This window comes from Legionella cardiaca (genome assembly GCF_029026145.1).
GTDB classification, from domain to species: Bacteria; Pseudomonadota; Gammaproteobacteria; order Legionellales; family Legionellaceae; genus Tatlockia; species Tatlockia cardiaca.
This window is the reverse complement of sequence record NZ_CP119078.1, coordinates 1,340,525-1,359,645: the sequence shown is the minus strand read 5'-3', so window position 1 is coordinate 1,359,645 and position 19,121 is coordinate 1,340,525. Positions and strand designations below refer to the sequence as shown.

Genomic DNA, 19,121 nt, shown 5'->3' with positions numbered 1-19,121 from the left:
AATCTAACATAAGTTCAAATTTAAGTCAACTTGATCTGCTTTAAATCGAGTTTTTTGGAGCGTTTAACTAAAGAATTATTCCTAATGTTATCTCCCGTTGTTCACTTAATAAGACATTGAAGGTGCGACAGGCAGCGCCGATAGACATGCATTCCAATCCAATTCCTTGTTTAGCAAGCATTTGCATAAGGGAAACAGGAACATACTGTCCTTGCTGCTGATGACCAATAATAATGATTTTGGGGTGATATCTTAAAAGAGGCCACAACGTTTCTTCATTAAGCTCATCCACAGCCTTAACAGACCAATCAGCAATAATTTCATGGCTACTGACAATAAAACTAGTCTGGTAAGCAATTGAATCAATTTTTACTTCTCGCTCATTATAAGCTTGAATGGTATGTTTATCGCTTGCTTCTAAGTTGATATGCATGGTGTTTAATCGAGCAATAATTTATACTATTTCCTCATTATATCACAAAGGCGAAAAACATGAGTCAGTTTCCCCGCATTAAACGCTTACCACCTTATGTATTCAACACGTTAACTCAGTTGAAATCTGAGGCGCGAGCGCGCGGTGAGGATATTATTGACTTTGGTATGGGCAACCCCGATCAGCCAACCCCCCAACATATCGTTGATAAACTAGTAGAAACAGCGCAGCGCCCTGATACACACCGTTATTCAATGTCAAAAGGCATTCCTCGTTTACGTCGTGCAATGGCCTCCTGGTATAAAAGAAATTACGATGTAACACTTAATAGCGAAACACAAGTTCTAACAACAATCGGTTCTAAAGAAGGGCTAGCTCATCTTGCTTTAGCCATCAGTGGTCCTGGTGATACTGTTATTGTTCCTGATCCGGCTTATCCTATTCATACTTACGGTTTTATCATTGCCGGCGCAAACGTTAAACAAGTTCCATTAATTAATGAAAATCAATTTCTTGAAGCAATTGAGGTCGCTATTGAACAAACCTGGCCAAGACCCAAGGCGCTAGTCATTAACTTCCCAGCCAATCCTAGTACGCATTGTGTTGATTATGAATTTTTCGAACGCGTAGTGGCTTTAGCAAAACGCCATGGCATTTGGATAATTCACGATTTGGCTTATGCCGATATCGTTTTTGATGGTTATAAGGCACCTTCGATTCTTCAAGTGCCCGGAGCTATCGATATTGCAATTGAGACTTACTCCATGTCTAAATCTTACAATATGCCTGGTTGGCGAGTCGGATTTGCCTGTGGTAATGAAGAGCTTGTTGCAGCATTGACACGCATTAAATCTTATCTTGATTATGGTACTTTTACGCCAATTCAAGTAGCAGCTATTGCAGCCCTTGAGGGTTCTGACAATTGTGTACATGAAATCAGAGAGCTATATGAGCAACGACGTAATGTCTTGTGTGATGGATTGCAGGAGTTGGGCTGGTTTGTAGAAAGACCCAAAGCAACGATGTTTGTCTGGGCTCCCATTCCCGCACGCTACAAACATATGGGATCACTTGAATTTTCCAAGTATTTACTTAAAGAGGCCTTTGTGGCTGTATCGCCAGGTATTGGATTTGGTCCTCAAGGTGATGATTATGTTCGTTTTGGTTTAATTGAGAACAACCAAAGAACTCGACAGGCATTACGAAACTTAAAAGCATTATTTAAACGAGATGGCTATTTGCAGGCAGTTTAAATAATGCAGATAGTGGTTAATGACCTAACCCAACCTTTGAGTGATAGTAAGCCATTATTCAATCATGGTAGTTATTACACCAATGTCTTAGGTTGCATGGGCTTTGATGCCTCTAATCCTCCCATAGCCGATTTACTACGTATTTATTATAAATTGGAAGGGAATTGGCTAGTTGCCTCTCCCATCCATTGGGAAGCTACTCATAACGATGCAATGATTACTGCAACAGACAGTAATCTGGTTTTGAGTGAAGAGGAATCTCGCTTATTGTTTGCAGATGTAGCCGAATTCCTCAGTCTCTATAATATTGATGCGTTCTATCATGATCCGTATACCTGGCTACTGAAAATCGACAATAAGCCAACAATTTCCAGCCAATCAGTCTATGCAATGTTGCATCAGTCACTCATGCCTGCTTTGAATAAACTTGATAAAGAGCTTTTTTGGCAACGTTTAATCACTGAATTACAAATGTTTCTTAGTTCACATCCGCTAAATATTAAACGTCAGCACCAATTACCTATCAATGGCTTATGGTTTTGGGGAGAAGGGGAATTTAAACCCAAAAGCAATAAGAAACTTATTACGGATGATGAAGTTCTTCTAGGGCTTATTCCAAAAATTGCTCAAATTAGTCCTTTATCATCATCTTTTACTTTTGATAAAAATAGTATGATTTTTATCAAATATCCCCAGCGAATTGATATCTCGTCTTTAAAAGAAAAAACTCAAAAATACACTGTCCACTGGTATTGGAATAACCTTGCTTACTCAAAGCAGCCTGCCAGATGGTGGTCAAGACTGTGGAGATCTTAATTTATGCGTATTAAAAAACGTGAAGTGCCTTCGTCGTTTTCTTCTTTGTCGGGTTATTCCAGCGTTCTGCAAAGAATTTATGCTTCACGTGGAATTCAAGAGATAAGCCAACTTGATAAAAGTTTACAGGCTTTATTACCTTTTAATTCTTTAATCGACATCGATAAAGCATCAGGGCGCCTGGAGCAGGCATTGCGAGCCAAAGAACGCATCTTAATCATTGGGGATTTTGATGCTGACGGAGCAACTTCCACGGCCTTGGCTATCGCTGCATTACGCGCGATGGGGGCTTCACAGGTGGAATTTTTAGTCCCTAATCGTTTCGATTTTGGTTATGGTTTGACTCCAGCTATTGTTGAAGTCGCCAAAAAATGGCAGCCTCATTTAATTATTACAGTAGACAATGGTATTGCCAGTATTGATGGTGTAGATGCCGCTAATGCTATTGGTATTGATGTGCTGGTTACTGATCATCATTTGCCGGCTGAAGTTTTGCCTGACGCTTGTGCTATTGTAAACCCTAATCAGCTGGGTGATTCGTTTCCCAGTAAATCAATTGCAGGTGTAGGCGTTATTTTTTATGTCATGCTTGCCTTACGACGCCAACTTATTAAAACGAACTGGTTCGAAGAGCAAAATTTGCCTGAACCCAATATGGCGCAGTTTCTTGATTTAGTTGCTCTTGGAACGGTGGCTGATGTTGTTCCCCTGGATCAAAATAATCGCATTATGGTAAATCAAGGCCTGGCTCGTATTCGTCAAGGACAGTGTCGTCCTGGCATTAAAGCATTAATAGAAATTTCTGGCCGCGACTGTTCTCGCTTGCGAGAAAGTGATTTAGGCTTTGCTGTAGCACCAAGACTCAATGCAGCGGGACGATTAGATGATATGTCGTTGGGCATTGAATGCTTATTAAGTGACAATGCTGAAAAAGCACGAACACTAGCCTCTCATTTGGATGAACTTAATCAGGAGCGGCGTGTTATTGAAGCTGAAATGAAAGAACAAGCCATGTTGGCCGTCGATAAATTAGCAAAAAAAATAGAAAACGCCCATCATTTGCCGGCAGCGTTGTGTTTGGTTGACTCATCTTGGCATCAAGGTGTCATTGGTATTCTTGCGGGACGATTAAAAGAACGCTATCACCGACCTGTCATTGCCTTTGCAAAAGTCAATGACAATGAGTTAAAAGGCTCAGCACGCTCAGTTGCTGGTTTAAATATTCGCGATATTCTTGCAGCAATTGATAAGGACAATCCGGGATTAATCATCAAATTTGGCGGTCATGCAATGGCAGCAGGATTAAGTTTGTCACCACAATCGTTTACAGATTTTCAACAAGCCTTAGTGACTGAGGTTAGCAAGCATATCGATGCAAGCCAATGTGAGGGAGAAATATGGACTGATGGTCCATTAGCGGCCGAGGAATTGAGTCTTGAAACAGCAATAATGCTTCAACAGGGTGGTCCCTGGGGACAACAGTTTCCAGAACCATGCTTTGACAATATTTTTGAAGTGCTTGAGCAACGTCTCGTAGGACAACATCACCTCAAGATGACCCTGGCTCATTCTGAGGGAGGTGTTTTTGACGCTATTGCTTTTAATATCGATATCAATCTCTGGCCCAACCATCGTGCTAAGCAAGTGCACGTAGCCTATAAACTGGATATCAATTCTTATCAGGGCAGAACCCGGCTACAGTTGTTGATCGAAGCCTTGCAAGTGTATAATTAATCCAATCAGAGCAAAATTGTATATTGGCTGTATTGTGTAGTATTAATGTCATTCCCGCATAGGCGGCGGGAATCCATGTCTATAGCAAGTCCTATCTGTTTGAATGGATAGATTCCCGTCTGAGCGGGATGACTAAATAAAGATTAATTTTTTTGTTTTCGGAAATTTGAATTGTCAGCTACAACATTAATATCACCCTTAGCTATTGCCCCCATGATTGATTGGACCTATACACATTTTCGTGTGTTTATGCGTCTTGTTGCACCTCATGCTCTTTTGTACACCGATATGCAGACACCCGGTGCGATTATTAATAATCCCATTCGTGCACTTTCTTTTGACTCTTGCGAACATCCTTTAGCATTGCAGTTGGGTGGTTCTGATAAAGATAAATTGGTTGAGTGTGCCAAGATAGCTCAAGAAAAAGGCTTTAATGAGATTAATCTTAATCTAGGTTGCCCTAGTGATAAAGTACAGGCGGGACGTTTTGGTGCTTGTTTAATGGCAGAGCCAGATCATGTGGCTGATTGTCTTTTCGCCATGAAATCAGCTGTATCTGTCCCCATAACAGCAAAAACGCGTATTGGTATCGATAATTTCGATAGCTATGATTTCTTTGCCAGCTTTGCCCATAAATTAGTTAAAGCCGGTTGTGATAAATTAATTGTCCATGCTAGAAAGGCATGGCTTCATGGTTTAAATCCCAAGCAAAATCGAACAATTCCTCCAGTAAATTACGATTTCGTCTATAAAATTAAGAAAGAATTACCTCAGTTACCCATTGTCATTAATGGTAATATCAACAGCATTGCTGAAATCCAGGATCATATGCAATTTGTCGATGGGGTTATGCTTGGCCGACTTGCCTGCAATAATCCCTATGCATTAGCGGCTATTCATCACTACTATTATCCCCATACCCCAGTTCCTACACGCCATTCTATTATTGATAGTTATGTAAATTACGTTGAATCAAAATTTTCTCAGGGAATTGCCTTAAGCATTTTACTAAAACCCTTATTTAATTTTGCCTATGGCCTGCCAGGTGCCAGACGATGGAAGGAACATCTAACAAAACTGCAACAAACTAAACAAATCTCCCTGATGCAAGATACAGTAGCCCTATTGGCAAATATGGAAGCAGAATCAACGACAGAATAAGCCTCTCAACACTCTCCTGCAGCAGCTCTTTTGGATTATTTTTTGTACAGATGTTATTATATATTCTCTTGACCATCCCCCAATTTTCAAAAAAAGGTAGATTGTTATGCGTTTCTCATTTAATCCTTTTGCAGGGATAACTGAATCCGAAGCTTACCCAGCCTCAAGAATCCAACGAAGAACATTTTGGGAAAAATTGAAGGACACCTTCTCAGTGATTGCCGGTCAGCGTGCGATTTCATTCACAATAAGTGCGGTATGGTTCAATGACAGGCGTAATAAAATCGAACGTCCAGGAATTCTTGATTACCTGACTTTTCAAATAACCAGAATAGCAAATAAGTTAGCTTGGTGGTCCGTTGAAAATTTTAAAAAAGAGCCCATTGCTTTATTAACGCTCATTCCGTCTGCAATTGCCTTTCTAGTTTTTAATACCGTACATTATTCTTTAGCTACTCTTTTAACGCTAATCGCCTCTCCTATTGTATTGGCAGTGCATGTTTATTCAGAATTTTCAGGTGCAAGGGAGCTTCAAGATAAGGCAGGTCAACTGCAAGGTGAGGTTGAAGCAGAATACGCCACAAGAAATGTCCAGGGAAACAGTTTGAGCGCTTTCATGAAGGGGACAGGACACACTTATAGTGATGTCATCTTTGATCTTAAGAAAGCAAGCGGGGGGAAGGACTATACTCATGATTTACTCGTCATGGAGGATAGTCATAAATTTGAATGTTGTATTGATGGCCATTGTCGTCACCAAAAAGGACACATTCAATTTCAGGCTCACCTTAATCTTGCGAAAATTTCTGAGCAAGACAAAGAATCCGTACGTGCACTAATTAAATTAAATGCTGGTTCTTTAAGAGATAACTTAATAGAAGATGGTGGACTTGAAGAAATTGAATCATTAGTTGCTACATCAATATAGAAATATAAAGATCTCTTAATTGTCAACAAAATGTTTTGTTTTATAATCAATTGGTTTATGGACTATAAAAAAAGGAATTTTTATGACAACATTTTTCGAAAAAATAAAAAATGCACTTAGCATGCAAGCGCCCTATAACTCTTCATCGAGTCATCGTAATGCCCAGCGAGGCAATGCCATGGCAGAAGTGGTTGGAGAAGGACTTGAAATGTTTAATCCGGTTGCGGTTGTACCAAGTCGAGTTGCACAAGTTTTAATTTCGGGTTATCAATTTTTTCGTCTTGATATTCAAGGCTGTGAAAGAGCAGCCCATCTCTTGCAAGCCGCCATCTCAGCAACGCACATGGGACTTGTAATCACCTTGTTTTTTCAAAGCGGCGAATGTGATGCAGCGCTTGCTGGTGACCTGTGTAAAGCAATTTTTCTGTGTAATCTCTTGTATAAAGGAACCTTGTTAGTAGGATGGGCTCCAAGCGAAATGTACCAAGAGCCTGCTTCACGTGCAGCAGAAAATCTTCAGGTTTAAAAAACAATATAAAAAAATCAAATAGGCGGTATAAAACAAGAGGGAGCGTATAATTCCTCCCTTTCAAATTATTTTTATCAATTCATCTAAAAATTCTATTAAGGATGCACCTATAATATAAAATGTATCAAAGCTTAATTAATTGCTGTTATTGTTTGAAAAGTTAATTTAAAGACGCCAATTTTTCCTTTTAATACCTCATACATCGTGGATTACTCGCGTTCTTTTGTTATTTCAATGAATCATTGAGCGCTTTACATGGCATTTTCAGCAAATTTCTAGTAAATTAAGCGGTTTTAAAGCTGGAATTGTCTAGAGGATTATCAAGGCTATGCTCAATACCCTGATGAAAAAAATGTTTGGTAGCCGCAATGAACGTACTTTGCGACGCATGGAAAAAACAGTGCAAGCGATTAATGGTTTTGAATCGCAGATGAAAGCGCTTTCAAATGAAGAATTGGCTGCTAGAACTGCCCAATTTAAATCACGCTTAGCCGAAGGTGAGACGTTGGATGAATTGCTGGCAGAAGCATTTGCAACAGTCCGTGAGGTTGCCATTCGCACGCTAGGGCTAAGACACTTTGATGTACAATTAATTGGTGGTATGGTCCTTCATGAAGGAAATATTGCTGAAATGCGTACAGGGGAAGGAAAAACCTTGGTAGCAACACTTCCTGCCTATTTAAATGCCTTGACTGGCCGTGGCGTACATATTGTTACCGTTAACGATTATCTTGCCAAACGTGACAGTCAATGGATGAAACCAATTTATGAGTTTTTAGGTTTAACAGTAGGGGTTATTTATCCCGATATGCCCCATCCTGAAAAACAGGCTGCCTATCGATGCGATATTGTTTATGGAACCAACAATGAATTTGGTTTTGACTACTTACGCGACAACATGGCTTTTAGTCTGGAAGATAAGGTTCAACGTGAACTAAATTTTGCTGTCGTTGATGAAGTGGATTCTATTCTCATCGATGAGGCTCGTACCCCATTAATCATTTCGGGCGCTGCAGAAGGTAGTTCTGAACTCTATAAGAAAGTTAATGAGTTGATTCCTCAACTGAAGAAACAGGAAGAAGAAGGCGATGGTGGCCATTATACTGTTGATGAAAAGCAAAAACAGGCTCATCTCACCGAAGCAGGTCATCAATACATCGAAGATTTACTTACTGAAAAGAATCTGCTTGATCCAGGCGAAAGCCTCTATCATGCAAGCAATATTATCCTGATGCATCATGTTAATGCTGCACTTAGAGCGCATGCGATGTTTCACCGTGATGTTGATTATATTGTTAAAGATAACCAAGTTGTTATTGTTGATGAGCACACTGGACGAACCATGCCTGGCCGTCGCTGGTCCGAAGGTTTGCATCAAGCCGTTGAAGCTAAAGAGCGCGTTGCTATTCAGCATGAAAACCAAACCTTGGCTTCTATTACCTTCCAGAATTACTTTAGGCTGTATAATAAACTGTCTGGAATGACAGGAACCGCTGATACTGAAGCATATGAATTTCAGCAAATTTATAATCTCGAAGTTGTTGTTATCCCAACTAATAAACCGATGTTGCGTCAGGATCAACCCGATTTGGTTTATTTGACTCAGCAAGATAAATATCAAGCGATTATTGAGGATGTAAAAGACTGTGTTGCACGTAAACAGCCGGTATTAGTTGGAACTGCATCCATTGAAGCGTCAGAATTGCTAAGTCATTTATTGAAAAAAGCTGGTGTTAAACATCAAGTCTTAAACGCTAAATTCCATGAAAAAGAGGCGCAAATTATTGCCGAGGCAGGAAGACCTGGAGCAGTTACAATTGCAACTAACATGGCAGGACGCGGAACAGATATCGTTTTAGGCGGCAGCCTATCAGCCGAACTCGCTCAACTGCCGGAAGAGGCTACTGAAGCAGAACGTCAAGCTATTAAAGCCGATTGGCAAAAAAGACACGAAGAAGTTCTACAAGCAGGTGGTTTGAGAATTATTGGTTCTGAACGTCATGAGTCCCGTCGAATTGATAACCAACTGCGTGGTCGTTCAGGGCGTCAAGGCGACCAGGGAAGCAGCCGGTTTTATCTGTCTTTAGATGATAACCTGATGCGAATTTTTGCATCAGAGCGGGTAGCTGCCATGATGCGTCGTTTAGGGATGAAGCCAGGTGAGCCTATTGAGCATAATTTAGTTACGCGAGCAATTGAAAATGCCCAGCGTAAATTAGAAGGCCATCATTTTGATGTTCGTAAGCAATTGCTTGATTATGACAATGTGGCAAATGAGCAGCGAAAAGTTATCTATACACAACGCGCAGGAATCATGGCAATGAAAGACCCGAAGGAAGTTGTGGAAGGGATGAGACAAGATGTTATTTATGGATTGGTTGATAATTTTATTCCACCACAAAGTTTGGAAGATCAATGGGATCTGCAAGGATTATCACAAGCACTTTCTGAGGACTTTAAAATAAAGGCAAATATCAGCGAATGGACGGAAGCTGATCATACGCTGCAACCAGAGCAAATTCGTGACAGAATTTATTCGCTATGTCTGGAGCGTTATCAGGAAAAAGAAAAATTAACAGGTCGTGAAATACTCTCTAACTTTGAAAAATCAGTTATTTTACAGACTCTTGATAATCAATGGCGTGAACATTTGGCTGCCATGGATCATTTACGTCAAGGAATTCACCTGCGCGGTTATGCTCAAAAAGATCCTAAACAAGAATATAAGCGTGAAGCGTTCTCATTATTCTCGATGATGCTTGATAATCTGAAGTATGACATTGTGCGTTTGCTTTCCTCTGTAGAAGTGCAAACAGCAGAAGATGTGGATGCTGTTGAAGAACAAAGACGTGCTGAGCAAGCCCAAAAAATGCAATTCCTTCATGAAGAAGATAGTGCAGCCGTCTCTGGAGAGGATGATACAGTAACGACTTTCAGACGAGTCGAGAAAAAAATTGGCCGCAACGATCCTTGTCCTTGCGGTTCTGGGAAAAAATACAAAGCTTGTCACGGAAGTTTAGTGTGAAAGTTGCGGTTGCTGTAATTTTTAATGAAGCAGGCGAGGTATTAATTACTCGCAGACCCTTACATGCCTCTCATGGGGGCATGTGGGAATTTCCAGGCGGGAAACTGGAGGTCGATGAATCCCCTCAAGATGCACTGATTCGAGAAGTAAAGGAGGAAATTGGTCTTCATGTGCTCTCGCATCAGTTTTTAGGGGAAATTACTCACTCCTACGGGGAAAAAACAGTTAACCTGCTTGTATTTAGCATTGATAAATACACCGGTGATGCGCGTTGTCTCGAATCCCAAATGGATCTTCACTGGGCAAATATTGATAGCTTATCTACTTATAATTTCCCTGAAGCTAACAATAAAATTATTGCATTGCTAAGGTAGATTTAATGAACTGATGTTATATTGACCCAGCTTAAACTGTAGTCGCCAATATAGTAACATTAAGCTGCTTACAGCCCCTAAAACCATTCCCCACCACAAACCAGTACCGCCGAGTTTTAAAGAAGTTGCCAAAAAATACCCTACTGGTAATGCAATGATCCAAAAGCTAATAATTGAGATTAGCAGAGTAAAACGCGTATCTTTCATGCCTCGTAAAGCACCAAATAAGGAAATTCGCATCGCCTCAACAATTTGGAATATTGCACTCACCAACAAAAACTGGGTAGCGAAAAAAACAATTTGTGAATTTTCAGGTTTATGAATATCAAAATCGATAGATATTAAAACATTGGGGAAGAACCAATAAATCAACGCCACAAAAAACATAAATAGAAATGATAGGATGATACCCGCATAGGCAGTCTGGCTGGCTGAATTTTTATCTCCACTTCCTAATAAATGCCCCATGCGTACAGTAATTGCTTGTGCAATCGAAAAAATTACTGACATTAATGTACCTAAATATTGTAAAGCCACTTGATTGGCAGCCATTAATTGGCTACCGAATATCCCCATTAGTAATGTTAAAGCAAAGAAAAAAGCCACCTCGACGCAATACATAAATCCCATAGGAGCTCCTATACGCAGCATCTCTAAAAGGTAAGAGGGTTTGCTCGTTGTGAACAGCAAATTAAAATAACCGCGATAACGTTTATTAAAGAACAAATAAATACTTAAAACGAAAGTGGTTATCCAACAACTAATTGTTATTCCCCAACCGGCACCCGCAATTCCCAAAGAAGGAAAGCCAAATTTTCCAAAAATTAGCACAAAACTAAAAGATACATTCAATAACACAGAAAGCAGAGTGAATTTCAAAATGAGATGGGTATGACCTAGACCAATAATCACCTCTAATAACACAATCATAATAAAATTGGGTAAAAGTCCCCAAGTTAAAGCATGTAAATAAGATTCAGCCAGCTTCGCCACCACAGGACTTTGACCAAGCAAAATAAAAATAGGGGACATGTTCCAAAATAAGATGAATGAAGGGATAACCAAAAAAAGAGCTAACCAGAATCCATCATGAACAACCAGTGAGATTCCTTGATGATCATTAGCACCGTATTTATGGGCAATTAAGACATTGATAGAACCCAAAACTCCAAAAATTATTACGGCAAAGGTACCAAATAACCAACTAACTAAAGCACCTGCTGCGAGTATATCTGTACTCAAATGAGCGAGAAAAAAAGTTTCAAAGAAAAAGACCCCGGATTGGAGCAAACCAGTCAAAGCGAGTGGTAATGCCATTTTGAGCAAAGGGGAAAAGTTACCCTGAAATAATTTCATAAAAATACTTCACTAACAATATAAAACGAAGATTATTCTAATACATGTTGTAACGCGCTTTATGATATTTGAAAAGAATTATTGACCGTTAAACAATAATAAATATGAAAAATTAGGCGATGGATCTGATTTGCTACCATACAACGCTTATCTGGCTGAATACGAGGACATCTCCTATGTAGAAAGGATTCAAGAAGTCATTTAAGTTTTCAGAAAATTAAATAGTTTCGAACACTAAATGGCAACGGCGTTTATTGAGTGCTTACAATGCCAATCACTCCCAGTCTCACTCCATTACAACAATAAATCTTATTATTTGCCAAATTTCATTGATTAATCCTTATCGTTCCTTCATCGGGTGTACGAAGAGGGTGCTTGATATCTTTAACTAAGATTTTGTTAATGTCTACTGGCTATAATTAATTCAATTTGACTTTTATTGAACTTTATGACCAATCCTTACAATGAAGAAGATACGCCTGCCGATGTCGCTATTGTTGGTTTAGGACCCGGAGGTTTAACAGCAGCGCTAGAATTGGCACAACAGGGCAAGAAGATTGTCGTTTTTCATAATAGAGACGCATACATCCGTGGACAACGTCTAGTGCTCTCACGGGATAGCATTACATTTCTAAAAAAACAACATGATAAAACTGATCTCCAGGATTCTAAATTTTGGGAAAAATATTACGCTGAAGGCACAGTACAAACTAAAGATATTGAAAAATATCTATACCGTAAACTACTTAAACTACCCAATGTTACCGTTGTTAAATCACTTCCTACAAGCGATAAAGCCATTGATTTAATTGAAAAGGGTACAGAGGGTCTTGCTGATTGCATTAAATTAAAAAATGGTGAGAAATATTATTTTCGTAACCTTTTAGGAGCGGATGGTATAAAACATTCCACAGCGAATTTGGTAGCAAACTGTTTTGGTGAATCAGTTGATTACAAACAGGCCGATACTCAAGTAAGATATCCTTATCATGCTGTCGTGCAATTACAGCTAAAATCGGGTGAGGCACCCTCTAAATTAAAAGCAAAGCGAGGCATTATGGAGGAAATGCAAACGGCTAGTCAGCAGGGTTGGAAAGAACCCTATCATCCCGAATGCTATATTTTTACAAACGCAGCTCAGAGCAAATTTTATTTTGCAGGTGAAATACCTAAACAAATTTTTGAGGCTTCAGAAGAAGAGCGCGCCGAATTATTAAAAAAATGGGCTTGCTTCAATATAGAGAAACACTATGGTCTTAAAGAAGAGCAGTTAGAATATAGAAAAAGTAAGAAAACACCAGCAAAAGACAAACTGCAAGTAACCATTTTTGAAATGCCGCTAGCGATTTGCCAAAAACCTGTTTTTGATTTGAGTAATGGCGTATTTGCCCAAATTGGTGATGCCAGACGGACACCCAATTACAATTTTGGTCATGGAGTAAACGATGCCATTATGGGAGGAATTGCATTTTCTCAAGCGATGTCTTCCGCACTCTTTGCTAAAGACACTTTCGCACAGGCAGTACAAAGGATGGATAAAATAATAGATGACAAGATGAAGATGTCAAAGCAAAATCGTGAGCAGGTTAAAGAAAGAGCAAAACGAAAATTACTAAAAGCTCTCGATGATTTAATTCAGCTTCTGGATAAAGATTCAGAAAAGACTCCTTTAACAACTGCAAAGTTAGAACGCGCTAAAGAGCTATTTGAAACAACTTCTGAACTGACGACGATGTACGAAGCATTAAGTGAAATAAAAACCATTGTCGAAGAGAAGAATAACAATATTTTTTATTGGGCTTATAATTTCATTAATTGCTGTGCAAATTTTGAATCAACAATGAAGCTGAATATTTTTGAAAAAATTATGGATAATCTGGACCTTTATTTGCGTGAGCAAATACCTGCAAATCTAAAAGCATAGCCTATTTTAATCGTATGGCAACTCACCAAGTGATATTGTGAAGGCATACGTCACTGCTAACTTCTTTATAACTGGCAAGAGTTTTGCAGAAAATAATTTAGTTCGCGCAGTTTTCCTAGATGTGAGAATATTACGAATAATAATAGGCATTAAACATTGGTTGCTACCAATGAGCAGGAGAGAAAGTAATGATGCAAACAACCGAAACCATATGGAGAAATGGCAAACTTATTCCTTGGGATGATGCCAAAATTCATGTATTGTCTCACACCTTGCATTATGGCGGAGGCGCTTTCGAAGGGATTCGATTTTATAGTACGTTAGAAGGACCTGCGATTTTCCGCTTAAATGATCATATCGATCGTCTTTTTTATTCAGCAAAAACTTTGAAAATGCCTTTATCCTTTACAAAGGAGGAAGTTATTGCGGCAGTTAAAGACATTGTTCGCCTTAATAAACTTGATGCCGGCTATATCCGCCCTATAGTTTTCTATGGTTATGGGAAAATGGGCGTCAATCCTGTCGGCAATCCCGTTGAATTAGTTATTGCATGTTGGCCTTGGGGAGCCTATCTTCCACATGATAGTGTGCAGGTAAAAACAAGTAGTTATATACGAATTCATCCAGACTCCACTGTAGTTGATGCCAAACTGTGTGGACATTACCTTAATAGCATCTTAGCTTCTTTGGAATTGCAAGGCACTCATTATCATGAAGCATTATTTCTCGATAGCAATGGCTATATTACTGAAGGAGTAGGCGAAAATTTTTTCATGGTGAAAGATGGGGTTATTTATACACCCAATTTAGGAGGAATTCTCTCAGGAATTACTCGTGATACGATAATTAAATTAGCCCGCACTTTCGATCTAAACGTAGTTGAAACCAATATTCGTCTTGATGAGGTCTATCAAGCTGATGAAGCCTTTTTTACAGGGACAGCGGCTGAAGTAACCGCCATACATTCCATTAATGATAAACCACTGGGAAAAGGTAGTCCGGGAGCTATAACTTCAAAAATCAAAGAAGCTTATCTCGATCTTGTTCATGGAAGGAATAATGAGTTTAAGAACTATTTAACCTATGTTAACGCTTATTGAAAAGCAACTATTCCATATCGCAGCCTGGTTGGCTGCTGTACGCCAACCAGGTTTTCCTCATAAAAAAGCCAGAGCTATTTTGTTTATTCAAAACGATGACTTAATAATGAAAGTAATGCCCCGCCGAGAAGTACAATAACACCCAATCCTTGAGTAATATTTATATGTTCTCCTAAAAGAAGAATGCCAAAAATAACGACAAATACTGGTTCTAAAACCGAAAGTATAGAGGCTTGCAATGAGCTTATATGTTTTAAACCGTGTAATAGAAAAACAATGGGCAAAGCTGTACAAATAATACCAATGCCACCAATATTAAACCAAACAGAAAAACCACCAGGGATAATAAACGTTTTATCTATGAATGCAGCAATTAAAGAAATTAGCATAGCACCAATAGAAACAAACAAGGTAGATACTAAAGCCGGGGCGGCAATCTTTTTACTTACAATCAAATAAAGAGCATATAAAACAGCCGACAATAAACTCAATCCGACGCCTATAAGATTGAAATTGAATTTACTTCCATTGATTAACAACAACATCCCAATAAAAATGACAACAAGCGCCACATAATAAATTTTACCGATTGTTTGTCTAAAAAAAACAAAATTTATTAACATTACGATAGCAGGGTAGGTAAAAAATATTACCATAGCCAAACCTGAACCAATGTATTGAGCAGCTAGGAAATACAGGATGGAGCAAGTCCCATAAAATGCTGCGCCATAAAACGTTATTTTAATTAATTCGATTCCATTGATGTTAAGGTTTTTTAATTGTGGAAGCAAAAGCACACACATAAATAAACTTGATACTAAAAAACGCCAAAACAACATATTATTAATAGAAACATTGGCATTGATTACGCTAACGCCAAAATAACCAATTAAACCAAAAAAAAGCCCTGATATGGCAGCAAAGAATGCACCATTATTCCGCAAAGACAAATGAATACCTCCTAAATTAGCTGAGCATAGTATGCCAGAATTCTTGAAATGACAGAAATGAGTCTTTGACGGGGAGTTCAGCTATTTTTCTATAACTGACAAATTGCTAAATCTAATTCGGCATTAGTTTCTCGCACTTCACGCATAGTACTAACTTCACATAATCGTAGATTTAATCCATGGTGCCCTAATTGTATACGAGGAACGACCCCAAATGACTTTTTAATTCGTAACAAAATGAGATGGCAAGAAGTTTTTGGTGGCAATGAACGCTGATAGAATCCGTTAAACATGTCAATTTTATCAAATTGCGCCGTATCACGTAATAATGATAGATAAAGCGAAACCGTAGAATACAATGCAGTTAAATTTTTTAGCCATTTACTTAAGTCATTTTGCCTAAGGGTAGGGTCCGATTCCAACCAAAGCAAAAGCTGCGGGGAATACATTTCACAATCATTGTTATGGTGTGACTGTGAAACTCGAATTGATTGGAGAAAAGGATTGTGGTGAATTTCACCACCAAATCGCCCAACCACATGAGTTAAAATTTGAATCTGCTGATAGAGATGACTATATAAAACTTCAGGAAGAATTGTATTTGTTTTATTTAATGCATGTTCGATTCGCATTAATTCCTTCAAAAATCGACTTTTAAGCTCAGGCTTTTCAATTAATTTGATTATATCAATCACATTTTTTAGAGCATAATGGTGAATAACAGGATGGGTTTCTTCACATCCTTCTTTAATGGTTTGGTAGAGAGACTCTAGTCGCAATGCGATTTTGGGCAAATAGTGAGTTGCTAACTGAAAAGTGATTATATCATCAGGCATAGAATATTTGCTGTCCTTAGCTGCGTTTTATTTTAGTGTATCATAAAACACCAATAATACAAAAATTGCAAGAAAATTAAAAAGTTACAGTCATTTTGGGGGAGTTATTTTTTCTGATGCCAACTGCAAATAACGTTCGTGTAAATTTTCAATTTTCTGGGCCAAATCAGTTAAAGACCCATTGTTAAAAACTATATCCTCTGCAATTTTTAGTCGTTTTAAGTCAGTTGGTTGAGTTGTAAGAATTGCTTCGGCATGCTCTCTGGAAATATTATCTCGCGTCATAACACGTTGAATCTGTTTTTTTGGATCTGCAAGCACGGCTAATACTCTATCAAGATAAGGATAGGTTTCGCGATCTTTCAATAAAGGGATTTCCACAACAGAATAGGGACTCGTACTTGCCATTAAAAGTTCAGTAATACGCTCTCTGATTAAGGGATGTAGTAATTGCTCTAGCCAGATGCGTTCATTGGGATCAGTGAAAATAATCTGACGCAATTTTGCGCGATTAAGCTCTCCCGACGCGCCGCTGACAACTTTGCCAAAATGAGCAATGATTTTCTGATATGCAGGTTTGCCAATACCACTTAATTCTCGAGCTAACTCATCAGCGCTAATAACGGTTATGTCTTTCTCTTTAAAGAAGGAAGCTACAGTGGATTTGCCACTGGCAATATTTCCTGTTAAACCAACACAATACATTAAAATTTCCGTATATTTAAATTTCTACAAGTAAATAAATAAACATAGCAGGTTTCAGGCAAGGCACTATTGGCTTGACAGTAAGCCTTCGCACCAAGCAATGCATCATCAGCGTGGTTATAAATATTACTCGGCCAGGGAATCGCAGCAAGATCAAGTGCAACACAACGCCACATGGCACGTGTAGTCTCCCCATTCACAATGGACTCACAATCTGCTTTTGAAGTTTTACAAGTTGAAGGAGCTCGACTTTGTTTTTTACAATCCTCCATGGCTCTATTAAGAGCTGTTAACTGATAGTCACTTTGTCCATACCACTCTCTATTTTCTGTATCAGAAGCTGTACATTTCCAATAATTTATATCGAGCACGGTAGCAGCATGAGATGCTTGCGATAAGAGAAAACAGCCCCCTAAAAAAAGAGTAAGTACTTTATTATTCATGTTTAATTCCATCAATTATTCTTATTAACTGTTCGTAGGGTACTGCTTTTTCAAAAAACCAGCCTTGCATAAATCTTACCTGATATTGACGTAAAAGCATAAATTGTTCTTTGGTTTCAACACCCTCAGCAATGATTTCAAGTTTTAAAGAATTTCCCATATGAATAATGGCCTGATTAAGGCTTTCCGTAATAGCACCCGTTCCAATGGCATGAATAAAAATTTTATCAATTTTTAAATAGTTAAACGGAAAATGCTGTAAATACTTTATGCTTGCATGCCCTGTACCAAAATCATCAATCGCTAATGAATGCCCTTTATCTCTTAATTCATGCATTTTAGCGATCAGCCCTTTATTATTCTGATCGAGTAATTCTCTCTCCGTTAATTCCAGCATAATCTGCTGAGGTTTCACTTTATAATGCTTACAGAGTCTATAAAATTCAATGAAAAAGTTTCTGTCATTAAAATGACTTGCTGAAATATTTAAGGCTAAATGAAATTCAGGATGTTCCTTTAGAAAATCATGAAACTCTTTCAATGCTTTTTTCAGCACTTGTAGTGTCATTGGCACAATAAGGCCTGATTGCTCAGCCTCTTCAATAAACGCCTCAGGCATTATTTCATTTTTATCCATTTGCCAGCGCAGGAGTATTTCAGCACCACAATATTTGTTTTGAGTACAGTCCATAATGGGCTGATAAACTGGCTGAAACCTATTGTTTTTTATTGCGGTATTTAGGGTGCTATTTAACGAGAAACGTTTATTTAATAGGCTTCGAATACGAAAATACAGAAGAAAAGAAGCCAAGAGAACAATGAATGTTGCCGCTAAAATGTGATAGATAAAACCTTTCTTAAAGTGTTCTGGATTCGTAGCCAATATAACCTTGAACAAATCAACAGTTTGTAACGGGGCTTCAGCCAGAAATGTGGAATCATAATTGTTACTCAATGGTTTAGCACCATTGGCTAAAACAAATTTTTTCTGTTTTCCGTCGTAGAGTCCAACAAAGATAACTTCCGGTGGTACTGATTTCAGGGCATTTAGAATAATACTTTTTATGATATAAATACCTAAATGATATTCGCCCAGTTTTTGTTGCAATAAAAAAGCATCCTGTCTTATATCATCAATTTTTAAAGGGCCAAAAAGAGCCAAATTTTCTGTGGCGGGCGAGGGTAGGTAATAGTTTTTCCCGAGCGTTGAGCAGATAACATTATTATTACTATCACTAATAACAAGGCCGGATATAAGAGGGCTATTAAACGATATACTTCTTAGTTGGAATAACAAATCATTTTGACAACCTCGAAACTCACGACCATAGAGAGGAAGGGAATAGGCTGCATTGAGGGCCCTTTCGATTAGATTATCAACTTGCACTCTAATGTTGTTTGCATTTGCTTGTATTTGTTTTTGTTCTTCAACTTGATAATGTGCCCATTGATAGTACATCGCTAATAGAAGAAAAATGACCGTCAATAACATCCATACAATATTTAACATTTGCTGGATAGTTGAAAAATTGTTATGGACGGATTTCTTCATTC

The 19,121-nt window shown here is 38.4% G+C and carries 17 protein-coding genes; 10 read left to right on the top strand and 7 right to left on the bottom strand.

Annotated elements, in window-relative coordinates; translation table 11 throughout:
- Positions 1–67: 67 nt before the first annotated feature.
- Complete coding sequence (locus tag PXX05_RS05895) at positions 68–433, bottom strand: Mth938-like domain-containing protein (protein ID WP_275090134.1); 366 nt, start codon at positions 431–433, stop codon at positions 68–70.
- Between the two features lie 59 nt (positions 434–492).
- Here PXX05_RS05895 and alaC point away from each other — a divergent pair, with 59 nt between their 5' ends.
- From alaC to mutT, 8 genes are all read left to right on the top strand, one after another.
- On the top strand, positions 493–1,686 hold the full coding sequence (gene alaC / locus PXX05_RS05890) for an alanine transaminase (protein ID WP_275090133.1): 1,194 nt from the start codon (positions 493–495) through the stop codon (positions 1,684–1,686).
- Positions 1,687–1,689: 3 nt separating this feature from the next.
- Positions 1,690–2,502, top strand: a complete 813-nt coding sequence (locus tag PXX05_RS05885) for a hypothetical protein (protein WP_275090132.1) — start codon at positions 1,690–1,692, stop codon at positions 2,500–2,502.
- 3 nt (positions 2,503–2,505) lie between these two features.
- Positions 2,506–4,236 (top strand): single-stranded-DNA-specific exonuclease RecJ, encoded by a 1,731-nt coding sequence (gene recJ / locus PXX05_RS05880; RefSeq protein ID WP_275090131.1) that lies wholly within the window; start codon positions 2,506–2,508, stop codon positions 4,234–4,236.
- Positions 4,237–4,449: 213 nt separating this feature from the next.
- Positions 4,450–5,397 (top strand): tRNA dihydrouridine(20/20a) synthase DusA, encoded by a 948-nt coding sequence (gene dusA, locus PXX05_RS05875; protein ID WP_275090470.1) that lies wholly within the window; start codon positions 4,450–4,452, stop codon positions 5,395–5,397.
- Between the two features lie 106 nt (positions 5,398–5,503).
- The gene (locus PXX05_RS05870) at positions 5,504–6,325 is read left to right on the top strand and encodes a hypothetical protein (RefSeq protein WP_275090130.1); all 822 of its coding nucleotides are present in this window, start codon (positions 5,504–5,506) and stop codon (positions 6,323–6,325) included.
- 82 nt (positions 6,326–6,407) lie between these two features.
- Complete coding sequence (locus PXX05_RS05865) at positions 6,408–6,851, top strand: hypothetical protein (protein WP_275090129.1); 444 nt, start codon at positions 6,408–6,410, stop codon at positions 6,849–6,851.
- A 331-nt stretch (positions 6,852–7,182) separates the two neighbouring features.
- Positions 7,183–9,879 carry a preprotein translocase subunit SecA gene (gene secA / locus PXX05_RS05860; protein WP_275090128.1) on the top strand — a complete coding sequence of 899 codons (2,697 nt, stop codon included), beginning with the start codon at positions 7,183–7,185 and terminating at the stop codon, positions 9,877–9,879.
- Positions 9,876–10,253, top strand: coding sequence for an 8-oxo-dGTP diphosphatase MutT (gene mutT, locus PXX05_RS05855; protein WP_275090127.1), 378 nt, complete (start codon positions 9,876–9,878; stop codon positions 10,251–10,253). The genes secA and mutT overlap by 4 nt, the downstream gene beginning before the upstream one ends.
- On the opposite strand, the gene PXX05_RS05850 is transcribed toward mutT, so the two are convergent.
- A complete protein-coding gene (locus PXX05_RS05850) occupies positions 10,245–11,609 on the bottom strand; it encodes an MATE family efflux transporter (RefSeq protein WP_275090126.1) in 1,365 nt (454 codons plus the stop codon). The genes mutT and PXX05_RS05850 overlap by 9 nt on opposite strands.
- 448 nt (positions 11,610–12,057) lie before the next feature.
- Here PXX05_RS05850 and PXX05_RS05845 point away from each other — a divergent pair, with 448 nt between their 5' ends.
- Together PXX05_RS05845 and PXX05_RS05840 are read left to right on the top strand one after the other, a co-directional pair.
- A complete protein-coding gene (locus PXX05_RS05845) occupies positions 12,058–13,533 on the top strand; it encodes an FAD-dependent oxidoreductase (protein WP_275090125.1) in 1,476 nt (491 codons plus the stop codon).
- 188 nt (positions 13,534–13,721) lie between these two features.
- On the top strand, positions 13,722–14,633 hold the full coding sequence (locus tag PXX05_RS05840) for a branched-chain amino acid transaminase (RefSeq protein ID WP_275090124.1): 912 nt from the start codon (positions 13,722–13,724) through the stop codon (positions 14,631–14,633).
- A gap of 83 nt (positions 14,634–14,716) precedes the next feature.
- Here PXX05_RS05840 and PXX05_RS05835 read toward each other — a convergent pair whose 3' ends face one another.
- From PXX05_RS05835 to PXX05_RS05815, 5 genes are all read right to left on the bottom strand, one after another.
- Positions 14,717–15,583, bottom strand: coding sequence for a DMT family transporter (locus PXX05_RS05835; protein WP_275090123.1), 867 nt, complete (start codon positions 15,581–15,583; stop codon positions 14,717–14,719).
- Between the two features lie 89 nt (positions 15,584–15,672).
- Positions 15,673–16,419, bottom strand: a complete 747-nt coding sequence (zapD, locus tag PXX05_RS05830; protein WP_275090122.1) for a cell division protein ZapD — start codon at positions 16,417–16,419, stop codon at positions 15,673–15,675.
- 90 nt (positions 16,420–16,509) lie between these two features.
- Positions 16,510–17,124 carry a dephospho-CoA kinase gene (gene coaE, locus PXX05_RS05825; protein WP_275090121.1) on the bottom strand — a complete coding sequence of 205 codons (615 nt, stop codon included), beginning with the start codon at positions 17,122–17,124 and terminating at the stop codon, positions 16,510–16,512.
- Entirely contained in the window at positions 17,124–17,567 is a 444-nt protein-coding gene (locus tag PXX05_RS05820; protein ID WP_275090120.1) for a hypothetical protein, read from the bottom strand. Before PXX05_RS05820 ends, coaE begins: the two co-directional genes overlap by 1 nt.
- On the bottom strand, positions 17,560–19,119 hold the full coding sequence (locus tag PXX05_RS05815; protein ID WP_275090119.1) for an EAL domain-containing protein: 1,560 nt from the start codon (positions 19,117–19,119) through the stop codon (positions 17,560–17,562). Before PXX05_RS05815 ends, PXX05_RS05820 begins: the two co-directional genes overlap by 8 nt.
- Positions 19,120–19,121: the final 2 nt, after the last annotated feature.

Coding starts and splice junctions, on each gene's coding strand:
- secA (WP_275090128.1), top strand. CDS start 7,183: ATGCTCAATACCCTGATGAAAAAAATGTTTGGTAGCCGCAATGAACGT.
- coaE (WP_275090121.1), bottom strand. CDS start 17,124: ATGTATTGTGTTGGTTTAACAGGAAATATTGCCAGTGGCAAATCCACT.
- dusA (WP_275090470.1), top strand. CDS start 4,450: ATGATTGATTGGACCTATACACATTTTCGTGTGTTTATGCGTCTTGTT.
- PXX05_RS05895 (WP_275090134.1), bottom strand. CDS start 433: ATGCATATCAACTTAGAAGCAAGCGATAAACATACCATTCAAGCTTAT.
- alaC (WP_275090133.1), top strand. CDS start 493: ATGAGTCAGTTTCCCCGCATTAAACGCTTACCACCTTATGTATTCAAC.
- PXX05_RS05865 (WP_275090129.1), top strand. CDS start 6,408: ATGACAACATTTTTCGAAAAAATAAAAAATGCACTTAGCATGCAAGCG.
- PXX05_RS05840 (WP_275090124.1), top strand. CDS start 13,722: ATGATGCAAACAACCGAAACCATATGGAGAAATGGCAAACTTATTCCT.
- PXX05_RS05845 (WP_275090125.1), top strand. CDS start 12,058: ATGACCAATCCTTACAATGAAGAAGATACGCCTGCCGATGTCGCTATT.
- zapD (WP_275090122.1), bottom strand. CDS start 16,419: ATGCCTGATGATATAATCACTTTTCAGTTAGCAACTCACTATTTGCCC.
- PXX05_RS05820 (WP_275090120.1), bottom strand. CDS start 17,567: ATGAATAATAAAGTACTTACTCTTTTTTTAGGGGGCTGTTTTCTCTTA.
- PXX05_RS05885 (WP_275090132.1), top strand. CDS start 1,690: ATGCAGATAGTGGTTAATGACCTAACCCAACCTTTGAGTGATAGTAAG.
- PXX05_RS05870 (WP_275090130.1), top strand. CDS start 5,504: ATGCGTTTCTCATTTAATCCTTTTGCAGGGATAACTGAATCCGAAGCT.
- PXX05_RS05815 (WP_275090119.1), bottom strand. CDS start 19,119: ATGAAGAAATCCGTCCATAACAATTTTTCAACTATCCAGCAAATGTTA.
- PXX05_RS05850 (WP_275090126.1), bottom strand. CDS start 11,609: ATGAAATTATTTCAGGGTAACTTTTCCCCTTTGCTCAAAATGGCATTA.
- recJ (WP_275090131.1), top strand. CDS start 2,506: ATGCGTATTAAAAAACGTGAAGTGCCTTCGTCGTTTTCTTCTTTGTCG.